At 60.5% G+C, this 4,482-nt stretch carries 3 protein-coding genes; all 3 read left to right on the top strand.

Features of this window, described 5'->3' with window-relative positions; translation table 11 throughout:
* The first annotated feature begins 1,183 nt into the window (after window positions 1-1,183).
* Window positions 1,184-1,930 carry an abortive infection family protein gene (locus A2J02_RS14575; protein ID WP_068050831.1) on the top strand — a complete coding sequence of 249 codons (747 nt, stop codon included), beginning with the start codon at window positions 1,184-1,186 and terminating at the stop codon, window positions 1,928-1,930.
* A gap of 43 nt (window positions 1,931-1,973) precedes the next feature.
* A protein-coding gene (locus tag A2J02_RS14565; RefSeq protein WP_374640496.1) for an IS3 family transposase occupies window positions 1,974-3,118 on the top strand; the annotation gives its coding sequence in 2 pieces (ribosomal slippage) (window positions 1,974-2,241 and window positions 2,241-3,118; 1,146 coding nt in all).
* Window positions 3,119-3,739: 621 nt separating this feature from the next.
* Window positions 3,740-4,482 (top strand): N-acyl homoserine lactonase family protein (locus A2J02_RS14560; RefSeq protein ID WP_068050828.1); only part of this gene is annotated, 743 nt, incomplete at its 3' end.

Here is a 4,482-nt window from a genome sequence, read left to right as displayed (position 1 = left end):
GCACACGTCCAGGCACAACAGCCACTCCGACGAACTCGTAGTCGCTCACACGCGACACTGTAAGACCAACCACTGACAGTGTCGCTATCGATGTTGGCTCAGCTCATGGTGTCTCCCAAGTCTGAGCCAAATCGGCACAGCGCTTCACACTGGGTACCGTTCGGCGCTGGGCTCCTGACGGAATGAGTTCTAACACGTTGACTCCGAGAACCGACCTGTCGCAGCAACCTATCCAAGGCGTCCCTGGCCGTGGTTCACTAGTCCAAGAAAAGCAGGGAGGTCGGCAATGTCGTCACCGTATGATCCGCCAGGACCAAACTTGCTGGAAAGCTTGTTGAAACTCGCCCTGCCCACGGGTGTTCCGCCCGCTCAGCGACCCGAACCCCCACAGGGTCGGCCCCCGTCGCCTCCTCACCTACGTCCCTTACCGCCCTCGCCCGGTCGACGACCAGAACCCCCACTCGGTCAGAGACCGCCACAGGGTCGGCCCCCGTCGCCTCCTCACCTACGTCCCTTACCGCCCTCGCCCGGTCGACGACCAGAACCCCCACTCGGTCAGAGACCGCCACAGGGTCGGCCCCCGTCGCCTCCTCACCTACGTCCCTTACCGCCCTCGCCCGGTCGACGACCAGAACCCCCACTCGGTCACAGATCCGGACCCCCACCTGGTCGGCCCCCGTCGGTAAGGCCTCCTCGATCGCAAGCTCCGCCTTCAGATGCGCTCGCGAGATCCTCAGCCCCGACCTCGACGCCCGAGTCGGACTGGTATTGGCCTCCTGCGACTTCTAAGCAAACCTGCTACTCGAAGTGCTGCAGTGGCTCAGTGGCCCCAAATCGCGCGACAGAGAACAATCAGACGGGTCGCGTCCAGTCCCAATACGTGCCGCAGATCATCAGTGGCGTAGTGGTTAACGCAGTCTCATTTTTTCTCGGATTTCATTGAAGCCAAGATAAGTTGTCGATTGCGCCCCGCACCGTGACACCGAGCGATGGACCCCTCCGAGCAAAAGATCGAGCGGGGTCGCCACTCCGCCGGCGTGGGCGCATCACCTGTCAGGCTCGACCGCAAATGTCGGACCAGGCCGGTTGCGATGGAGCACCGTCGTGCGGGCGGGCGCGCCTAAGCAACGGCAACTCTCGCCCTGCACTCTCATGACGGTGAGCCTCGAATTAGAGTTGGGATGTGCCATCTGAAGCTACGGGCGGGTTGCCTTACAAGGTGATCAAACTTGCGACCGACTTGTTTGCACGTGAAACGGGTTTCAGTGGTCCCGAGCTGCACGAAATTTTTGCTGATCACACTGATGCGCTTGGGCCGTATCAAGGTTGGGGTGGTGGTGGTCAGTCGCGGTGGCAGCTTTTCCAAAGTGGGTTGAGTTCTATGCCGCTGGATCGGCAACGGTCATTTCTGCTCGAGTTGTGCGACTACGAGGATGGTTGTCGCCACGGCATGCCGTCGGATTCTGGGGTTGAGAGGCTGCGTTCGCTTTTGCTGGCAGATACGGCACCCGGGGCGACGATGGCCGGTCAGGGGTTGACGAAGCTGACTGATTGGCAGGCGGTTGCCAAGTCGTGGGGTGCCGCATTGGAGAAAGTGACTGTCGATCCTGACGGCGCAATTACCGCCACCCGCACCACGCTGGAGAGTGTGTGCAAGCACATTTGTGATGAGCGGTCGGTCAGTTACGAAAGCGGGTGGGACCTTTCGAAGTTGTACAAGGCAGCAGCGAATGCGATGGATATATCTCCGGATCAACACACCGAGAAAATTATTAAGCAGATTTTGAGCGGTGCTGCGACGGTTGTAAGTGGTTTGGCGGGAATGCGGAACGCGTTAAGTGATGCACATGGGCGCGGCAAGGGCTCGATCGGTCCGGCACCGCGCCATGCCAATGGCGTGTCCCCAGTGAACGGGGCCACCTTGTTTTAGAGTCTTGTTGCCCATGAGCTGGGCGGATAGGACGATGGAGAACATGGCTGGACGGAAGCGGAACTCTGCCGAGGACATCGTGCGCAAGCTGCGCCGTGCTGATGAGCTCACGGCTGCGGGCAAGACGCAGGAGGAGATCGCGGCGGAGCTCGAGGTGTCGGCGGCGACGTTGTACAACTGGCGTCGTCAGTACGGCGGGATGGACACCGATGCCGCGAAGGAACTCAAAGAGTTGCGCGAGCAGAACGGCAAGCTCAAGCGCCTGCTCGCCGAGGCCGAGCTGGAGAAGGATGCACTGCGGGAGGTAGCGAAGGGAAAATTCTGAGCCCAGCCGCCAAGCGCCGCGCCGTCGACATGCTCGTGGACACGATGAGTGTGTCGAAACGTCTGGCGTGCAGAGCAGTTGGGCTTGCCCGCTCCACCTATGCACGAACACCGATCGCCGAGACGCCCGCGGATCCCGACGCGGCTCTGAGGGCGTCGTTGCGGACATACGCAGGCTCGCATCCGCTGCACGGCTTCCGTCGCGCCTGGGCGCATCTGAGGCACGACCAGGGCGTGGCGGTGAACAAGAAGAAGGTGCACCGGCTCTGGAAGGAGGAGGGTCTGCAGGTTCGGATCTACCATCCACGCAAACGCGCCGGTATCAGCTCGTGCCCGCAAATCGAAGCCGATGCGCCGAAAGTGGTGTGGGCTATGGATTTTCAGTTCGATTCGACCGTCGACGGGAAGGCGATCAAAATCGCGTCGATGATCGACGAACACACCCGGCAGTCCCTGTTGAATATCGTGGAGCGTTCGATCACCGCACAGCGGCTGACCGACGAGCTCGACAAGACGTTCGCGCTGTGGGGCGGGCCGCCGTTGGTGCTGCGGATGGATAACGGTCCGGAGTTCATTTCCCATGTGCTGCAACAGTTCTGCCGAGACCGTGTCGGTATCTCCTACATCCCGCCGGGGACGCCGTGGAACAACGGACACATCGAATCGTTCAACAATCGGCTGCGGAAGGAGTGCCTGAACCGAAATCACTGGACTAGCTTGCTCGAAGCGAGGGTGGTGATCGAGGACTTCAAAGACGACCACAACCATCGACACCGGCACTCGTCTCTGGGCTACCTGACGCCCGCTGAGTATGCTGCCCGATGCACCCACACGCACCAACCCGTGGGCTGCGAGATCGACTGAAATCAATCAAACCGTGACTCTAGAACGCGGTGGTCCGACTATCGGGGACCTGCCACCAAGTTGGCGGTTAATACTGGGTTTGCGGTAGCGGGATTCTTGATCGACACCCATATCGAAAAGCCACATCGCAAGTGAGAGCCAGTTGGGCGCACCAACGGTCCAGAGCCCCTAGAGGGGCTGCTACACAGGGCGAATCAACTACTACCGGTAACCCTGCATATCAAGACTGGTCGTATTCCCAACCTCGATGGGCACTTTGAACCGGCCGCTCTGCCGACACTCGGCCCGACGGTGAACGCCGTCAGTCGTTCGTCGTTCTCCCGCGGTAAAATCCGAAAAGTGCAGCCCCGCAATCTTCGGGCGGTCCATGAAACGAGAGCTGCGGTCGCCCCTCACAGTATGACTCTTGCCCTGTCAGCAATGATCCGGTGAGTGAGTGTCGCCGGGTGTCGGTGGTATCAATAAACCGGTGATAGGGGCGTGGCCGCTGATCATGAGCAGGTCCCCGTCCTGTCCGACGCCGTAACGCCTTTTCGTCTGATCCGGCAACGAGGATGACCAACAGCATCGAGTACCGCCCCAGAGTCACGCATTTACTTATCAGCGAAGGGATAGGCGCACATGTCCACCTACACTGTTCGAGCGCTCCGGTACGCACGTGCGTACTCGACACGAGGCCGAAACTTCCTGCATCCAGATCCACGGCCCAGCGACCCGATGGATCTCGACTACTACATCTGGCTCCTGCAGTCCGACACCGAGACCGTCGTCATCGACACCGGATTCGCTCCCGATCTGGCAGCACCACGAGACCGGGAGTACCTGGCGACACCTCGTAGTCTTCTGGCAGCAGCAGGCGTCGACTCGCACGCAGTCGAGAAGGTCGTCCTGAGCCACTTCCACTACGACCACGTCGGCTGCCTCGCCGACTTCCCTTCCGCAACGTTCTATGCCCAGCAACGAGAGAACGACTTCTGGTACGGCGACAATTTGCCAGCCGACGACAAGAAGCTGGTCGAAGCCGCGGATCTCGAGGTGCTCAACGAACTCGACCTAGCCGGCCGTATCGAGTGGTTCGACGGAAGCGGCACCGTGTCCCCTGGAGTTGAATGCCACCTCGCGGGCGGCCATACGCCAGGAACTCAGATCGTCAGCGTGGAAACCAATGAGGGGACTGCGGTTCTGGCTACAGATGCGTCGCACTTCTACGAGAACTTTCAGAAACGACAACCGTTCCGATTCGTCCACTCGACGGAGGAGATGCTTGCGGGATACGAGCTCATGCGCGCCCTAGCTGACAATCCAGAACTGATTTTCCCCGGCCACGATCCGAACCTGCACGCACGCGAATCTATCGCTGTCCC

This window comes from Rhodococcus sp. EPR-147 (genome assembly GCF_001647185.1).
GTDB lineage: Bacteria > Actinomycetota > Actinomycetes > Mycobacteriales > Mycobacteriaceae > Rhodococcoides.
The sequence above is the reverse complement of the archived record's forward strand: the minus strand, read 5'-3'. Positions and strand labels throughout refer to the sequence as shown.